At 70.6% G+C, this 16,300-nt stretch carries 16 protein-coding genes; 9 read left to right on the forward strand and 7 right to left on the reverse strand.

The window, feature by feature from the left end; genetic code table 11:
- Positions 1-393: 393 nt before the first annotated feature.
- Positions 394-945, reverse strand: coding sequence for a MarR family winged helix-turn-helix transcriptional regulator (locus PV682_RS28245; protein WP_319734625.1), 552 nt, complete (start codon positions 943-945; stop codon positions 394-396).
- 136 nt (positions 946-1,081) lie between these two features.
- On the opposite strand from PV682_RS28245, the gene PV682_RS28250 reads away from it, so the two are divergent.
- Entirely contained in the window at positions 1,082-2,365 is a 1,284-nt protein-coding gene (locus PV682_RS28250) for an MFS transporter (RefSeq protein WP_319734626.1), read from the forward strand.
- 290 nt (positions 2,366-2,655) lie between these two features.
- Here PV682_RS28250 and PV682_RS28255 read toward each other — a convergent pair whose 3' ends face one another.
- Entirely contained in the window at positions 2,656-4,308 is a 1,653-nt protein-coding gene (locus PV682_RS28255; RefSeq protein ID WP_319734627.1) for an ATP-binding SpoIIE family protein phosphatase, read from the reverse strand.
- Between the two features lie 206 nt (positions 4,309-4,514).
- Complete coding sequence (locus tag PV682_RS28260; RefSeq protein WP_319734628.1) at positions 4,515-5,921, reverse strand: NAD(P)/FAD-dependent oxidoreductase; 1,407 nt, start codon at positions 5,919-5,921, stop codon at positions 4,515-4,517.
- Between the two features lie 423 nt (positions 5,922-6,344).
- Between PV682_RS28260 and PV682_RS28265 the strand changes: the two genes are divergently transcribed.
- The 3 genes from PV682_RS28265 (at position 6,345) to PV682_RS28275 (ending at position 9,985) form a co-directional block, all read left to right on the forward strand.
- On the forward strand, positions 6,345-7,076 hold the full coding sequence (locus tag PV682_RS28265) for a TetR/AcrR family transcriptional regulator (RefSeq protein WP_055722101.1): 732 nt from the start codon (positions 6,345-6,347) through the stop codon (positions 7,074-7,076).
- Positions 7,077-7,337: 261 nt separating this feature from the next.
- Positions 7,338-9,164 (forward strand): sigma-70 family RNA polymerase sigma factor, encoded by a 1,827-nt coding sequence (locus PV682_RS28270; RefSeq protein ID WP_319734629.1) that lies wholly within the window; start codon positions 7,338-7,340, stop codon positions 9,162-9,164.
- Between the two features lie 203 nt (positions 9,165-9,367).
- Positions 9,368-9,985: a hypothetical protein gene (locus PV682_RS28275; protein ID WP_319734630.1), complete on the forward strand. Its 618-nt coding sequence runs from the start codon at positions 9,368-9,370 to the stop codon at positions 9,983-9,985.
- A gap of 58 nt (positions 9,986-10,043) precedes the next feature.
- Here the strand turns inward: PV682_RS28275 and PV682_RS28280 are convergent, their stop codons facing one another.
- On the reverse strand, positions 10,044-10,229 hold the full coding sequence (locus PV682_RS28280; protein ID WP_319734631.1) for a DUF397 domain-containing protein: 186 nt from the start codon (positions 10,227-10,229) through the stop codon (positions 10,044-10,046).
- A gap of 26 nt (positions 10,230-10,255) precedes the next feature.
- Positions 10,256-11,155: a helix-turn-helix domain-containing protein gene (locus PV682_RS28285; protein ID WP_319734632.1), complete on the reverse strand. Its 900-nt coding sequence runs from the start codon at positions 11,153-11,155 to the stop codon at positions 10,256-10,258.
- Between the two features lie 137 nt (positions 11,156-11,292).
- On the opposite strand from PV682_RS28285, the gene PV682_RS28290 reads away from it, so the two are divergent.
- From PV682_RS28290 to PV682_RS28310, 5 genes are all read left to right on the forward strand, one after another.
- Positions 11,293-11,700: an ATP-binding protein gene (locus PV682_RS28290; RefSeq protein WP_319734633.1), complete on the forward strand. Its 408-nt coding sequence runs from the start codon at positions 11,293-11,295 to the stop codon at positions 11,698-11,700.
- 497 nt (positions 11,701-12,197) lie between these two features.
- Entirely contained in the window at positions 12,198-12,479 is a 282-nt protein-coding gene (locus PV682_RS28295) for a type II toxin-antitoxin system Phd/YefM family antitoxin (RefSeq protein ID WP_319734634.1), read from the forward strand.
- On the forward strand, positions 12,476-12,730 hold the full coding sequence (locus tag PV682_RS28300; RefSeq protein ID WP_319734635.1) for a Txe/YoeB family addiction module toxin: 255 nt from the start codon (positions 12,476-12,478) through the stop codon (positions 12,728-12,730). Before PV682_RS28295 ends, PV682_RS28300 begins: the two co-directional genes overlap by 4 nt.
- A gap of 71 nt (positions 12,731-12,801) precedes the next feature.
- Positions 12,802-14,220, forward strand: a complete 1,419-nt coding sequence (locus PV682_RS28305; RefSeq protein ID WP_319734636.1) for an ATP-binding protein — start codon at positions 12,802-12,804, stop codon at positions 14,218-14,220.
- 37 nt (positions 14,221-14,257) lie between these two features.
- Positions 14,258-14,956, forward strand: coding sequence for a hypothetical protein (locus tag PV682_RS28310; RefSeq protein WP_319734637.1), 699 nt, complete (start codon positions 14,258-14,260; stop codon positions 14,954-14,956).
- Positions 14,957-14,961: 5 nt separating this feature from the next.
- Here PV682_RS28310 and PV682_RS28315 read toward each other — a convergent pair whose 3' ends face one another.
- Together PV682_RS28315 and PV682_RS28320 are read right to left on the reverse strand one after the other, a co-directional pair.
- A complete protein-coding gene (locus PV682_RS28315) occupies positions 14,962-15,405 on the reverse strand; it encodes a protein kilB (RefSeq protein WP_319734638.1) in 444 nt (147 codons plus the stop codon).
- 176 nt (positions 15,406-15,581) lie between these two features.
- Positions 15,582-16,259, reverse strand: a complete 678-nt coding sequence (locus PV682_RS28320) for a hypothetical protein (protein ID WP_319734639.1) — start codon at positions 16,257-16,259, stop codon at positions 15,582-15,584.
- Between the last annotated feature and the right edge of the window lie 41 nt (positions 16,260-16,300).

Consider the following 16,300-nt stretch of genomic DNA (forward strand, 5'->3'; position numbering starts at 1 on the left):
ACTCTATCAGATCCTTTTCCCGATCCGATTTCCTCGGTGCTTTCCGGTTCCCGCTCTCGCGTTTCCCTTCCGGCGTTTCCGACTCTATCAGATCCTTTCGGCGTCTGATTCCCAGTCAGCGGGGTTTGTCTTCCGGGCTGTTGGGCCGTTCCGACGTCTCAAACCTTAGCGGATCCGCTCCGTGATTCCCAATCGGGGATCCGGGCCCCGATTCGAATTGAATTCGAGCACGCGGACATGCCGAATTCGACCCCGTCGGGAGTGACCGTGCTGATGGTGTGAGTGCCGCTCGCGCGGCGGGAGTGCTACCGGAGAACCGTTACGGCTCCGTGGCAACTCGAAGAATCTTACGGATCGCCCAGACCCCTGTCAAGACGCTCCTGTCAAGATCTTTTAATCAAGATCGCTGAGACGGCCCCCGGCATCCGGCTGAGCGTGCTCCACCCGGCGTAGCAGCCTGGTCAGAACCTCACCCAGCGTCGTGCGCTCCTGCGGGGACAGGTCCTGGAGGAGGTCCTCCTCGAAGACGGAGGCGAGCCGCATGGCCTCCAGCCACATCTCGCGGCCCTCGGGAGTCAGCTCGACGATGACGCGGACCCGGTTGGACTCGTCGCGTGCCCGGGTCACGTACCCCTCGGTCACCATGCGGTCGATCCGGTGGGTCATCGCGGCCGGCGTGAGGCCGAGGCGTTTGGCGAGGTCTCCGGGGCCGAGCCGGTAGGGGGCGCCGGAGAGGACGAGGGCCTTGAGGACTTCCCAGTCGGCGTTGGAGATGCCGAGCGCGGAGGTCTGGCGGCCGTAGGCGACGTTCATCCGGCGGTTCAGCCGGGACAGCGCCGAGACGATCTTCTCGACCTGGGGGTCGAGGTCGCGGAACTCGCGCTGGTAGGCGGCGATCTGCTCGTCGAGAGTCGGCTCGCCGGGGGTGTCGGGGTGGTCGCCCATGCCGGTCAGTATCGCATGGGCCTGTTGGCGTTCAAGTTCTTCAAGGTGTACGGTTTAGCTCGAAATTTTATCTTCGAAGTCTTCGTTCCTAAGTACTGGAACCCCGCAACAACGATGCGGCGACTACTTGAGAGAGGTGAACGTGACCAGGGAGAAGGGCGCGGCGATGCGCCGGATCCACGTGGGCAACGCACTCAGCGCGTTCGGGCTCGGCTTCACCGTCCCCTACCTGTACGTCTATGTGGCGCAGGTGCGGGGACTCGGCGCCATGACAGCGGGGCTCGTCCTCGCCGTCTTCGCCGTCGCCGCGCTGATCGTGCTGCCGTTCGCCGGGCGGGCCATCGTCCGGCGCGGCCCGCTGCCGGTGCTCCTCGTCGCCCTGGTCACCGCCGCGTTCGGCGCCCTCGCGCTGGGCCTCGCGGCGAGCGCCGTCGCCGTACTCGCCGCCGCTTCCCTGCTCGGGGCCGGGCAGGCCGTGATGTCGCCCGCGCTGGCAACGATGATCGTGGACTGCTCGACGTCCCAGACGCGGTCGAGGGCGTTCGCGACGCAGTTCTTCCTCCAGAACCTCGGTCTCGGCGTCGGTGGTCTGATCGGCGGGCATCTCGTGGACACGTCGAAGGCGTCCTCGTTCGTGCTGCTGTTCTCGATCGAGGCGGCGATGTTCCTGCTGCTGGTCGTCCTGATGGCGACGGTCCGCGTGCCGCACGCCCCTCAGGGCACCGACACGCCGCGCTCCGCGAAGGCGAGCTGGCGCGAGCTGCTGTCCAACCGTGCGATGGTCCAGCTCTCGGTGCTCGGTTTCGTCCTCTTCTTCGCCTGCTACGGCCAGTTCGAGTCGGGTCTGAGCGCGTACGGCGTCGAGGCGGCCGGCATCTCGCCGTCCACGCTCGGTACGGCGCTGGCGGCGAACACGGCGATGATCGTCGTCGCCCAGTTCGCGATCCTGCGTTTCGTGGAACGCCGACGCCGCTCCCGTGTCATCGCGGCCGTCGGTCTGATCTGGGCCGTCGCCTGGGCGGTGGCCGGTTTCGCGGGCTTGGGCCACGCGAGCCCGGAGGTGGCGACGGCCGCGTTCGTCTCGACGTACGCGTTGTTCGGTCTCGGCGAGTCGATGCTGTCCCCCACGGTCGCCCCCTTGGTCGCGGACCTGGCCCCCACTGGCATGGCCGGTCAGTACAACTCGGCGTTCGCCCTGGTCAAGCAGCTCGCGCTGGCCATCGGCCCGGCGATCGGCGGCCCGATGGGGGCCTCGCTGCACGCCCCGTACGTCGTGACGTTCCTGCTGTTCTCGCTGGGGATCACGTGGCTGGCACTGAAGCTGGGCCGCCGGCTCACCCCGACTCAGGACCAGCCGTGGCTGGCCCGGAACAGGGTGGTCGCGCGGGGTGGAGCGCAGGTGGAGTCGGTCAGTGCTTGAGGAACTCACCTAACTGCGGGCCACCACACCCCCAGCCGCCCCACACCCCCCACCCGCACCCACTCCACCCCGCCCACCCAGCTGCGGCCAGCCGCGCCACACCCCCACCCGCCCGCACCCGCTCCACCCCCCTGCCGTAGCTGCGGGCAGTCGTGCCGCTAGGGGCGGCACGGGTGGGCGCAGCGGCACCCCGCCAGCGCGGGCAAGCGACAACACCCCCACCCCAGCCACCCACCAACCCGCACCCGACCCCCGGCCCGAACCCACCCGCACCCCCTTCCCTCACCTGCCTACGGCAGCGCGAACTCGCACCACACCGCCTTCCCGCCCCCCGGCGTCCGCCTCGACCCCCAGCTCGTCGCGATCGTCGCGATGATCGCGATCCCTCGGCCCGACTCGTCACCCGGCTCCGCCTGCCGGCGTCGAGGCAGGTGGTCGTCCCCGTCCGTGACCTCGATGATCAGGCGGCGGTCGGTGCGGCGCAGGCGCAGGCGCATGGGGGGAGTGCCGTGCTGGAGGGAGTTCGCCACCAGTTCGCTGGCCGCGAGGACTCCGTGGTCGTGGAGGTCTGCGGGGAAGCGCCAGCTGGTGAGGACGCCGGAGGCGAACGCCCGCGCGCGGGGGGCCGCTTCGATGCCGCCCAGCAGCTCCAGCGCCGCGTTGCGGAAGAGTTCGCCCTCCGGGCCCGTGCGGCTGGGGTGCTGGAGGACGAGGACCGCTACGTCGTCGTCGTGGTCGGCCGTGACGCCTGCCGAGCGGACGAGGCGGTCGCAGACGACCTGGGGGGTGCCCGTGGCGCCGGACAGGGCGCGTTCCAGGGCGGCGATGCCCTCGTCCAGGTCTTCGTCGCGGCGTTCGACCAGGCCGTCCGTGTAGAGGACGGCTGTGGAGCCGGGGCCGAGGGGGATCGTGGACGAGGCGTGCATCAGGCCGCCCGTGCCGAGGGGTGGGCCGGTGGGTTCGGGGGCCCGGGTGACCGCGCCCGTCTCGTCGCGGACGAGGATCGGGAGGTGGCCGGCGGAGGCGTACACGAGGCGGCCCTCGTTGGGGTCGTGGACGGCGTAGACGCAGGTGGCGATCTGGTTGGCGTCGATCTCGGAGGCGAGGCCGTCGAGGAGCTGGAGGATCTCGTGCGGGGGGAGGTCCATGCGGGCGTACGCGCGGACGGCGGTGCGGAGTTGGCCCATGACGGCCGCCGCGCGCACGCCCCGGCCCATGACGTCGCCGATGACGAGGGCGGTCCGGCCGCCGCCGAGGGTGATGACGTCGTACCAGTCGCCGCCGACGGCCGCTTCGGTGCCGCCGGGGTGGTAGACGGCGGCGATGCGCAGGTCGTCGGGTTGTTCGAGCTCCTGGGGGAGGAGGGAGCGCTGGAGGGTGACGGCGGTCTCTCGCTGGCGGCGTTCGCTCGCGCGCAGGCGCTCGGCGGCCTCGGCGTGGTCGGTGACGTCGACGGCGAAGATGAGGACGGCGTCCTTCTCGCCGCCGTCGCCTTCGGTGACCGGCGTGCAGGTGAAGGTGTAGGAGCGGCCGTCGGGGGCCTTGCGGGACTTGAGGGTGCGGGGCCGGCCGCTGCGCAGGGCCTGGTCGAGGAGGGGGAGCAGGCCGAGTTCGGAGAGTTCGGGGAGGGTGTCGGCGGCGGGTTCGCCGGGCGGGCGGGGGCCGAAGGCGGCGGCGTAGGCGTCGTTGACGTAGGCGAGGCGGTGGTCGGGGCCGTGGACGAGGGCGACCAGGGCGGGGACCCGGTCGAGGACCTCACGGACGGGGAGCGCGTCGACGGCCTGGGCGGGCTGGGTGTCGTCCGGGTCGGTGAGGTGTTCGGCGCGGGCCGCGGGGACGGAGCCCTCGCCGCGCCGGTCGGGGGTGGCGTGCGGGTGCTCGGCCCGCGCGGCGGCGCGGCGCTGCGTTCCGGGGAGCCGGGCGCTCCAGCGCGTGAAGTTCACGAATCCTTGCCTCGTGTCGTGGTGGTGGGCCGGCTCCGGGGCGGCCGTGCGGCGGGGACACGCCGTGTGCTGCCTTGGTCGGGGGTGCTGAGGTCGGTCGGGGGGCGGTAGGAGGGTCGTCGGGATGCAGTGTGGCAGTGCGGGCGTCGGGCCCGGTATTCGTTCGACGCGGGGGCGTTCGGCGGAGTTCCTGGATCGGGTGAGGACTACTCCTTCGGGTTGTCCTCGCCGCCCGGGGAACCGGGATTCCCGGGCGGGCCGGTCCTTTCATCGGAAGACTTTCCACCGGCGGCCAGTTCGAACTCCGCGCGGGGATGTTCGAGGGAACCCAGCGAGACGATCTCCCGTTTGAAGAGCCCGGAGAGGGTCCATTCGGCGAGCACGCGCGCCTTGCGGTTGAAGGTGGGGACGCGGCTGAGGTGGTAGGCGCGGTGCATGAACCACGCGGGGTACCCCTTGAGCTTGCGGCCGTACACCTGCGCGACGCCCTTGTGGAAGCCGAGGGAGGCGACCGAGCCGGCGTACGCGTGCGCGTACTGCTGGAGGGGTTCGCCGCGCAGGGAGCGTACGAGGTTGTCGCCGAGGACCTTGGCCTGGCGCAGGGCGTGCTGGGCGTTGGGGGCGGTGTGGGTGCCGGGCCGCGCGGTGGTGTCGGGGACGGCGGCGGCGTCTCCGGCGGCCCAGGCGTGCGCGGTGCCCTCGATCGCCAGTTCCGGGGTGCACCTGAGGCGTCCGCGGTCGGTGAGGGGGAGGTCGGTCGCGGCGAGCAGGGGGTGCGGTTTGACGCCGGCCGTCCAGACGATCGTCCGCGTGGGGAAGCGTGAGCCGTCGCTGAGGACGGCGGTGCGCTTCAGGCACGATTCCAGGCGGGTGTTCAGGCGGAGGTCGATGTTGCGGCGGCGCAGTTCGCTGATCGTGTAGCGGCCGAGGTCGGGGCCGACCTCGGGGAGGATGCGGTCGGATGCCTCGACGAGGAGCCACTTCATGTCGTCCGGGGTGACGTTGTGGTAGTAGCGGGAGGCGTAGCGGGCCATGTCCTCCAGTTCGCCGAGGGCCTCGACGCCCGCGTAGCCGCCGCCGACGAAGACGAAGGTCAGGGCCGCGTCGCGGACGGCCGGGTCGCGGGTGGAGGAGGCGATGTCCATCTGCTCGATGACGTGGTTGCGCAGGCCGATGGCCTCCTCGACGGTCTTGAAGCCGATGGCGTGCTCGGCGAGTCCGGGGATCGGGAGGGTGCGGGAGACGGAGCCGGGCGCGAGGACCAGTTCGTCGTACGGCAGCCGCCCGGGGCCTGTGCCCTCGTCCGCCGTGGCGAGGGTGGTCAGGGTGGCGGTGCGCGCCGCGTGGTCGATCGCCGTGACCTCGCCGACGACGATCCGGCAGTGCGGCAGGACGCGGCGCAGCGGGACGACGACGTGGCGCGGGGAGATGGAGCCGGCCGCGGCCTCCGGGAGGAACGGCTGGTACGTCATGTACGGGTCGGGGGTGACGACCGTGATCTCGGTTTCCCCGCGCTTCAGTTCATGCCTCAACTTCCGCTGGAGTCGCAGTGCCGTGTACATCCCGACGTAGCCGCCGCCGACAACGAGAATGCGCGCACGTTCCTTCACCACCCCATGACGCACCCGGCACCGGAGTTTGTCCACAGTCCCGGCGCGCAGCGGGGCGGGCGCCCCGGTGTGGCCGGGGGCTGCCGGGCCGCCCGCACGTGCGCCAGGCGCGCAGGTCAGGCCAGGTGCGCCGGGGTGTGCGGGGGTGTGCGACGGGGATACACACCCCGTGTACTCCGTTCGGGCGGTCCCCTGTGCGGAACGTGCCCCTTCTGAATTGACCGTCCCTCAACTATGTTCGTGTGACGACGGGGTGTAGGGCTTCCGTCCGCCGTGTGTCCGTCGGCCGGGCCGCCCGACGGGGGAGGTGTGCCGCCGGACCCGCGACACGCGGGGGTGGGCGCGCTGCTCCCGGTTCCACACGCTCCGGCATTCAATGGCGGAGAAAGTCTCCGGGGGGAGACGACATTTACCGGGGGATCATTGATGCACATTCAGGACTCGCAATGGTCTACGGCGTCCGCTCTCGCGGGCGGCGCCATCATGAGCGCGACGGGGAACGGCCGTGGGGACGCCTCGCGGACGACGCCGTTGCGCGTGGACGCACAGCGCAATCTCGAACACGTCCTGCGGGCTGCCCGCGAGGTGTTCGGGGAGCTGGGTTACGGGGCTCCCATGGAGGACGTCGCCCGGCGGGCCCGCGTGGGGGTGGGTACCGTCTACCGGCGCTTCCCCAGCAAGGACGTCCTGGTCCGGCGGATAGCCGAGGAGGAGACCGCCCGGCTGACCGAGCAGGCGCGGACGGCTCTCGGTCAGGAGGACGAGCCCTGGTCGGCGCTGTCCCGGTTCCTGCGGACGTCGGTGGCGTCCGGGGCCGGGCGGCTGCTGCCGCCGCAGGTGCTGCGGGTGGGGGTGGCCGAGGAGGAGGCACGTGTGCCTCAGCAGCGGTCGCAGCCGGGCGGGGGTGAGCTGCGGCTCGTTCCCGAGGCGGAGGTCCTGTCGCCGCTGGACGATCCGGGCGTGGCCGCGCTGCTCGACGTGGTCGGGCAGTTGGTCGACCGGGCGCGGGCGGCCGGGGAGCTGCGGGCGGACGTGTCCGTGTCCGATGTGCTGCTCGTGATCGCGACGGCGGCGCCGTCCCTGCCGGACGCGGTGCAGCAGGCGGCGGCTTCGGCGCGGTTGCTGGACATCCTGCTGGAGGGACTGCGGTCGCGGTAGGGGTACCGGGCGCAGGGCTGTTACCCGAAAGGGTGACAGCCCTGCCGTCGAACATCTGCCCCGTTCCGGTCGCCCGAGGTAACTGCCGTGTTTCCCGCGGCAGTTGAGCATTCCCCCGCCGGGCCGCTTCTAGTACAAGGGAACGGCAAGGGGGCACTTACGGGTGGAAGGGGGCGTTCGTGGGGGGCGTCGGGCGAAATGTGTGTGGCACTCTGAGCCGGTGTTCGGGACTGGACGGGCTGGCGGCGGGGGCTTTCCGCGATGAGTGTTGACGGGCGGGACGAGTCGCAGGGCGGCGACACCGGTGAGCTCGACGCGCCGCAGGTTCCTCCGCAGCGTGAACGGCGTGACGAGAGCGTGCTGCCGCCGCTGCGGGAGCTGCCTCCCGCCGACGCCGACCTCATCGCCTCCATGCGCGCCGGGGACGACTCGGCGTACGAGGAGCTCTACCGCCGGCACGCCGACGCCGTACGGCGCTACGCGCGCACCTGCTGCCGGGACGGGCACACCGCCGACGACCTCACCGCCGAGGTGTTCGCGCGGATGCTCCAGGCGGTGCGGGGCGGGTCGGGGCCCGAGTACGCCGTACGCGCCTATCTGCTGACGTCCGTGCGGCGGGTCGCCGCGCAGTGGACCCAGTCCGCGAAGCGGGAGCAACTCGTCGACGACTTCGCCGTGTTCGCGGCGCAGGCGGCCGGGCGGGCCTCCGAGGTCGGGGACGACGACACGCTGGAGCTGGGCGCCGACGTACGGGCCATGCACGAGGCCGAGCAGTCCATGGCCATGCAGGCGTTCCGGTCGCTGCCCGAGCGGTGGCAGGCCGTGCTGTGGCACACCGAGGTCGAGGACGAGTCGCCCAGCGAGGTCGCGACGCTGTTCGGGCTCGACGCGAACGGGACGCGGGTGCTGGCCTCCCGGGCCCGCGAGGGGCTCAAGCAGGCGTATCTCCAGGCCCATGTCTCCGCGACGCTGACCTCCGACGAGGAGTGCAGCCGGTACGCCGACCAGCTCGGGACGTACGCGCGCAAGCGGTTGCGGACGCGGGCCGAGCGGGGGCTGCGCAAGCATCTCGAGGAGTGCGCGAAGTGCCGGCTGGCGGCGTTGCAGATCGAGGAAGTCGCCAGCGGGATCCCGGCGGTCGTGCCGATCGCGGTCATCGGGTGGTTCGGGGCCGCGGGGTACGCGAAGGCGGCTGCGCTCATCGCGGGTGGCGTGGGGGCGGGGGCGGCCGGTGTCGGTGGTGCCGCCGCCGCGGCGAACGGCGGGTCCGGCGCCGCTGCGTCCGAGGGGCTCGGGGCGCCCGTGAAGGCCGGGATCGCGGCGGGGGTGGTGGCGGTGGCCGCTGCCGCCGTCGCGTTGGCGCTGGTCGGGAACGACGAGCCGGTGAAGACGCCCGCTGCTCCGCCGCCGTCGTCGGCGCCGGTGGTGCGGCAGGAGGTGCCGCCGTCGCCCTCGCCCTCGCCTTCGCCGTCTCGGGAGGTGCCGGAGCCGGTGGTGGTCGCGCCGGCGCCTTCTGCGAAGCCTCCGGTGAAACCGCGTCCCCCCGCGCCGAAGCCCGCGCCCGTCGTGCCGCGTCCGACGCCGAGTTCCCCGGCACCGAGCCCGACACCGAGCGCCGAGCCCTCACCCACCCCGACCCCCACACCCCCGCGCCCGCCCGCCGTCTACCCCCTCAACCAGCTCGCCTACAACGCCAACGGCGACGGCACCAACCCCGAGATCCGCCTCTTCGAGAGCAGCTGGGTCTGGCAGCGGGACAGCCTCTCCATCGCCGGTCGGTCCTACAGCGGGGTGACCGTCCGCGCGGGGTCCTCCGTCACCATCGACCTCAACCGGACGTGTACGTCGTACGACGCCCTCGTCGGCATCGACGACACGACCCTGCGGCTCGGGCAGGCGTACTTCGCCGTCTACGCGGACGGGGTACGGCTGTGGCGGTCCGGGCTCGTCAAGGGCGGGGACCCTGCCGTGCCCGTCCACGTGGACCTGACCGGGCGGAAGACGGTCCGGCTGGTGGTGGAGCCGTACACGCCGTTCGACGAACTGGCGCTGGTGGACTGGGCGGAGTCCCGGTTCCGGTGTTCCTGAAGTCTGAGGTACCCCTGAGGTTTATCCGGTCCCGCGTGCCCAACAATCACAGGCAGGCGGAGGCGGCGTGAACATGCCAGCCGGGGAGCGTCGTTGAGGCGCTGCGGTGGTGTGCGCCTGCCTTGCCGCCTGTGAGCAAGCGACCAGCTTCACCGAAACGGGGACCCATGAGAAACACGTTGACGCGCACCGCACTTCCGCTCGTGACCGCAGCGACGGTGCTGTTGGCGGCGTCCGGCGCCGGTGCCGCCGAGTCCGACGAGCCGATACCGGCCGACGGTACGCAGATCGTCCTCAACGACGGGACGGTCGTCAATGTCGACGACGAGACCGACTTCGCGTTCGAGGGGGACGAGCCGGAGCCGAGGCCGGCGAAGACTCCGTTCGGCTCCGTCTGCCCCGAGGTGAACCAGCCGCCCACGTACACGGTGAAGGGGAAGCCGTACTTCCTGCCGGACAAGAGCAAGCCGCAGTCGACGTGGCTGCTGCCCCGGCAGTCGGTGTCGTGGGAGGTGTCGGGCTCCCACACCTTCACGTTCGACGTGACCGGTGGATACGAGGCGGAGGCCAAGATCATCGTGGCGAAGGCCAAGGTGAAGGTCGACGTCAAGATCGGCAACTCGTGGACGTGGACGGGGTCCCAGAGGGTCACCGACACGAACAACACGAGCAAGGGGTACCGCGCCGTGCTCGGGCAGGTGGGCTGGAAGCTCACGTCGGTGAAGACCTGGTACGCGCCGCCGTGCACGAAGAAGACGAAGACCATCACCGTGAGGGCCCCGCGCAAGGGTGACATGTCGATCGGGCGGCAGAAGTCGTAACCCGGGTACAGGCGAAGCCGGCACTTCCAGCGAGGAGGTGCCGGCTTCTCCTGTGTGTTCAGAGGGTTCGGATGAACGCGGTCCAGGTGGTGGGGGTGAAGAGGAGAGGGGGGCGGTCCGGGGTCTTGCTGTCGCGGACGGGGAGGGTGCCGGGGAAGTTGTCGGCGACCTCCAGGCAGTCGCCGCCTTGGCCGCTGTAGCTGCTCTTACGCCACACTGCGGTTTCGGGGCTGGGGGTGCTCATGTACTGCCTCTCCACGTGGTGCGCTGTTACATCTCCTGTCGCACGCGGGCCATCGTCTCAAGGCTGTCCCTGGGGCTCAACGCGATCGACCGCAGCGAATCGAAGATGAGCGTATAGTCCGCCGTTTCCTCCGGGGTCTCCATATAGAGGGTTCCTGTGCGGTGCTCCACGCATACGACGTCCGGGAACGTCAGGTTGGAGAAGGAGAACAGGACGAACGACCCGGCCAACCCGGCATGTGCGCCCGCCCGGTCGGGGATGACCTGCACCTCTACGGAGGGGTGGCCGGCCATCGTCTCCAGGTGTTCCAACTGCTTGCGCATCGCTTCCCGACCGCCCACTTCGAGCCGTAGGGCCGCCTCGCTCTGGATCACACACAGGCGCGGCGGGGTGGGGCGCCGCAGGATCTCCTGACGTTTCATGCGCGCCTCCACCAGCGCATCCACGTCCTCCGGACTCAGGGTGGAGGGGGCGGCGGAGAGGATCGCCCGTGCGTAGTCGGGGGTCTGCAAGAGACCGGCGACGAGGTTGTTCTGGCACGACCGGATGTAGTCGGCCGTCTTCTCGTAGTCGATGAACTCCGTGTACGTCGGACGCGCCAGCCCGGCGCGCTGCACCCAGCCCGGTTCCCGGCTCCGCTGGGCGAGCGCGACCATCTCGTCCACTTGGGTGGGGTCCGTCACGCCGTAGAACGTCAGCAGGTCCCGCAACTCGCCCAGGGAGATGCCGAGTCGGGCGTTCTCGATGCGGTTGATCTTCGTGCGGTGACAGCCGATGCGCTCCGCCGCGTCGTCGATGTTCATGCCTGCGGCCTCACGGAACTCGACCAGCCGAGCGGCGAGTCGACGACGTCGAACGGTCGGGCGTGAACCGGCCACGAGTACCCCCTCCGGAATGGGCTTCAGCCGCAGAACTCTAGCGTCCACAAAAGATCATGGAAAATTTCCAAGTTCTAATTGCGAATCGCGATGGACCGGAGGACGCTGGTTCCAGTTACTCAACGCGTAACTTCAGGCGCGATGAGTAACTTCGACGTCCAGTCATCCCCCACCGGAGCTGAACCATGGCTGCACACACCACCACCCCCCAGACCACCAGCCACCAGTACCCCCGCCTCCACCGCACCGTCCCCCTCGCCCGCGACGACCTCCGCCGCCAGCTCGCCCGCTGGCGTATCGGCGGTGAACTCGCCGACAACGCCGAGCTGTTGCTCTCCGAGCTGGTCACCAACGCCGTGAACGCGAAGACGCTTCCCGGGCGGGAGATCCTCGTCGAAGTCGCCCTCACCGAGCGGGAGTTGCGGATCGAGGTCGCCGATGCCAGTGACGAGCAGCCGGAGTTGAGGCACGCCGGGGCGTTGGACGAGGGCGGGCGGGGGCTCGTACTGGTGGACGCGCTCGCGACGGAGTGGGGGACCGGGGCTCGGGACGGGGTCGGGAAAGTGGTGTGGGTGACGCTGAACTTGCCCTAAAGGGCAGCCAGTTGAGCCACTTCTCCAGTTGTGTGCGATGCCCTACGGTCTGCGCCCACGACACAGAAGCGCCCCGATGGATCGCGGGAACGATCCCCCGGGGCTAAGCCGAACCAGCTTGACTAAGGAGCTGTTCCAACCTTGTACGACCTTATCCTCCGCGCCCCCTCGTGCGCCCTCCGCGCCCTCATGCCCCGACGCCGCCCCGGCCGCCACAGCGCCGACCGCTTCACCGCCACGGCGCCCCCGCCCCCGTAATCCCCGAGAGCCCCTGGTCCCGCCCCTGGACCAGTCCCTCCAAAGCCGAGGCCGCCGAGATCCTCTCGATGGGGATCGAGTATCCGTACACGCACCCGGGGGCGCTGTTCACCGAGTTCCCGGGCGGCCACGACGGCCGGCATCGGACCACCTGACGCTCACCGGGACAGATCCTCGCCTGCCCGGGCTCGCCCAGGAGTGGTACGTTATCGAGTACCACTTGATGGAAGGGTCGGGCGATGTCGATAACTGCGAGTGAAGCCCGCAAGTCTCTGTTCCCGCTGATCAAGAAGGTCAACGACGATCACGAGGCCATCGAGATCGTCTCCAAGCACGGCAACGCCGTACTCGTCTCGGCCGAGGACTACGCGGCGCTGCGCGAGGGCTCGTACCTACTGCGCTCTCCGGCGAATGCGCGGCGACTGCTCAGGGCTTACGAGAACGCGCTGGCCCACATCGACGTGTCGGAGCGGAAGCTGATCGATCCGGATGCGACAGACCCGACCGCGAGTGCCGAGTGAGGCTCGTCTTCGAGGACCAGGGCTGGGAGGACTACACGTCCTGGCTCAGGAACGACCGCAAAATGCTCGCCCGGATCAACAAGCTCATCGAGGACGTCAGACGTGACCCCTTCACGGGAATCGGCAAGCCGGAACCGTTGAAGTACCACTTGCCGGGGGCGTGGTCGCGACGCATCGACGACGAGCATCGGCTCGTCTACCTGGCCGCGGACAAGGAGATCGTCATCCTCGCGGCCCGCTACCGCTACTGACGGCGACAGCTCTTCACTAACTCAAATGTTAGTAACATTTAGGTTAGTGTCACGCGTGGAGGTCGGCAGACATGGTGGATTTCGTAGGCCGTCGGCAGGAACTGGCGACGTTGCAGCGAGAGCTGCGGAAGGTGGCGGCCGGGGTCGGCGGTGAACGGCCCGGTCGGTGCGTGATGCTGCGCGGGCGGCGCCGGGTGGGCAAGTCGCGGCTGGTCGAGCGGTTCGCGGAGCGTTCCGGAGCGCCGTTCCTGTTCTACGCGGCGACCGGGGCGTCCCCCGGGGACGATCTGGCGCGGCTGGCCCGGGACGCCCAGGCATCGACGCTGCCGTCGGCGGGGCTCGTGGCCGCCGCGCGGCCGGAGAGCTGGGACGCCGCGTTCGACGTGCTGGGCGCGGCGTTGCCCGCCGACCGGGCGAGCGTGCTCGTCATCGACGAGGTGCCGTACCTGATGGATGCCGCAGGCGCCTTCGAGGGGATGCTGCAACGGGCCTGGGACCGGGTGCTGGAGACCAAGCCGGTACTGCTGGTCCTCATCGGCTCGGACCTGTCGATGATGGAGGCGCTGAACAGCTACGGGAGGCCCTTCCACCAGCGCGGCCGGGAGATGGTGCTCGGGCCGCTGAACCCCGCCGAGGTGGGACGGATGCTCGGGCTGGAACCGGCGTCGGCCTTCGACGCCGCGCTGGTCACCGGCGGGCTGCCGCTGATCTGCGCGGAGTGGCCGCACGGCGCCGGGCTGTGGGACTTCCTCGGTGAGGCGCTGAACGATCCCGTCTCGGCCCTGCTGGTGTCGGCCGAGCGGTCGCTGGCCGCCGAGTTCCCCCCGCAGGCTCAGGCCCGTACGGTCCTGGGGGCCATCGGCAGTGGCGAGCGGACCTTCACCAACATCGGCCGCGCGGCCGGGGGGATCGGGGCCACGCCGTTGCAGCGGGCGCTGGAGCTGCTCACGGACAAGCGGATCGTTGCTGCGGAGCTTCCCGTGTCGCCGCGTCCGTCGAAGGACCGCCGGTACCGGGTCACAGACCCCTACCTGCGGTTCTGGCTGCATCTGATCGGCCCCTCCATGCAGGAGATCGAGCGGGGTCGGGGTGACCTGACCCTCGCAAGAGTCCGGGAGAACTGGACCAGTTGGCGTGGCCGGGCGATCGAGCCGATCGTCCGCGAGGCGCTCGCCCGGGTACTGCCCGACGACCGGCTCCCGGCGGCTCCGGCCGTGGGCGGCTACTGGACCCGCACCAACGACGTCGAGATCGACATCGTCGGAGCCGACCGCGCTCCCGTCGCCAAGGAGCTGCTCTTCGTCGGCTCCGTCAAATGGCTGGAGCAGTCCCCCTTCGACCGCCACGACCTGGCAGCCCTCCACCGCCACCGCGCCGCCCTCACCGACGTCCCCGTTCCCGTCGTGGCGGTCTCGCGCGGCGGAGTCGACTGCGCCGGGCTCGACGCCGCCTACAGCCCTGGCGATCTGCTGGCCGCCTGGCCGCTGTGAGGGGGGCGCCCATCGTCGTACGCGGTACAAAGGCCGTATGACCGACTGGGCTCACCTACTCGTGCGGGCCCGGGGTGGGGTGTCTCCCCTGTGGGGCGTGCTCGACTTCGGGGAGCGGATGTTCGACGACGACTACGTGTTCAGCGTGCCGCTCGATGATGATCGGCTCGGGCTGGACGCCGGTCTCGTCGACGCGTTGCGGTCGTGGGCTGCGGGGGGAGCGGATTACGAGGCGGGGCTCGTCGTTACTCGGCGGCTCGCTCGGCATCTGGGGGACGAGTGGGTGGTGCGGTGCTGGGACGAGCGCCGGGGGGATGCTCGGCGGGTGTGCTGGGGGTGCGGGCTGTTCTACGACGAGCACGCGGAGGATCGTCCGCCGCATCCCGTCCACCTCGTCGTCGAGGGGGAGTTCGCGTACAGCCCCCTCCGCGCCGAGGGGTTCGGGGACTTCCGTCCCGACGATCCCGTTGCCGCGCTGGAACTCTCCGAGGGGCTTGTGGGGGCGTTGCGCGCGTGGGCGCGTGACATCGACGCCGCGCTGAATCCCTGGCCCGGGGATCGGGCGGACGGGGCGTACGAGAGTGAGTGCGCGAGGTTGTTCCGGGAGGGGTTCGGGCTGGCGGAACGGGTCGCGCGTGAGGCCGGGGCCACCCGGACCGTGACGTACAAGGGGCTGGCCAATGGGGGGCTCGGTGCGATGACTTCGGTCAGCTGGAGGGGGGATCGGCAGGTGTAGGGGCCCTACGCCGCCAACGCCCTCCCCGCCGCCGCGACCAGCTCGTCCGTCGCCCTGATCGCCGCCTCCCTGCGCGCTGACAGCGCCTCCAGGTCCGGGACGTCACGCAGGTTCACCGCCGCGAGGACCGCCGCGCGGGCGGTGACGGCGAGGGGCGGGGCCAGGACGGATACGGAGACGAGAGGGGCCGTCAGGGCGGAGCGCGTCGCGTGGGAGGCGGTTCTGGCGGAGTGGCGTGCCTCCTCCGACGCCCCCTGCAAGCGGAGTTCCTCGCGATGCCAGAGCGCCCTGCGGTGATCCCCCAACGCCGCGACCAGTTCCCCCAACGCCACGCGCAACGCCTCTTCCCGGCGTTCGGCGCGCGCCGCTCGCTCGCCGCGCTGCTGGAGGAAGCCGGCGAGCAGGCCGCCGAGGAGGGTGCCGGCTATGGCTATGACGCTGGACCACATGGGGGGACTCCTGGGGTGAACGTCCGTACAGGGCAGTCCAGTCTCACAGTCGCCGACGGCCTCCCCGTCCGCGACAGCAAGACCCCCGACCGCCCCCTCCTCTCACAGGTAGGACCGGGCGGCGAGGTGAAGGTCCAGGACTTCGAGCAGTTGGGCGTCACCTGGATGTGCTTCGGCTACCGGCGAGCTGAAGGTTGCGTAGGCAGCAAAGCCAACGAAGCCAGAAGCGACAGGACAGCCATGAGACGCCAACGATCCACCGCGTTGCCCCAGCGCCGTGTGTCGGCCGGGTCGACGAAGAAGGCCGCGTCCTGCGGGAGGAACGCGAGCACGAGCACGACAATGAGCAGTCCCGATGCTCCGACCACTCCGCCGCCCTGGCCCTGGGTGAAGCACACCCCCAGTAAGGCCAAGGCCACTACCAACAGCCACAGGGCCGCGGGTTCGGCCGCCAGTTCCCAGCGTGGGAAGGCCGGGCGCATCTGCGGGTGGAGTGCGCCGCGCACGAGGAGGACGTCGATGCTCCAGGTGATGGCGAGGCCGAGAAGAGCACCGGCGATGCGTGGCGAGCGCCGCAGCCACCACGGAGTGGGGCAGACCGCGGTAGTCGCGGCTGCGGGATCGTCCAGGACGAAAGCCAGACCCAGGCCGCCGATGACGGCAGCGAGGTGCAGCAGGGTCGCGGCAGCTCCCAGCCCCAGTCGGAGGGAGAAAACGAGGGGAACAGCGCAGATGATCAGCCCCAGCGCGGCGCCGCACAGCAGCGGCACAGTGAGGGCGGCATGGAGCTCGGCCGACAGGAGAGCACGCAGGTGCGGCAGGAGGTCTCTCGTACGAACCTTTCCGCCGTGCACCCGGGAACGCCCCCGTGGCCGGCCGTCATCTACCGGTCGGC

The organism is Streptomyces niveiscabiei, from assembly GCF_033794345.1.
Taxonomy (GTDB): domain Bacteria; phylum Actinomycetota; class Actinomycetes; order Streptomycetales; family Streptomycetaceae; genus Streptomyces; species Streptomyces niveiscabiei.